This is a genomic window from Bacillus sp. Medicinal_06, assembly GCF_056711665.1.
The window spans coordinates 1-204 of the sequence record NZ_JBWYHD010000107.1; the positions used below are offsets into that span (position 1 = coordinate 1).

At 33.8% G+C, this 204-nt stretch carries 1 rRNA gene; it reads right to left on the reverse strand.

What is annotated here, in order from left to right:
- Positions 1-91: 91 nt before the first annotated feature.
- A 23S ribosomal RNA gene (locus AC1M36_RS28705) occupies positions 92-204 on the reverse strand; the annotation flags it as partial.

Genomic DNA, 204 nt, shown 5'->3' on the forward strand with positions numbered 1-204 from the left:
TTTTATTATTATACACATTCTTATCACAATGTCAACAGGAATTTTAAATATATATTCCTTCAAAACTAGATAACATTTGTATTCATATTATATGGTTAAGTCCTCGATCTATTAGTATTCGTCAGCTCCACATGTCACCATGCTTCCACCTCGAACCTATCAACCTGATCATCTTTCAGGGATCTAACTAGCTTACGCTATGGG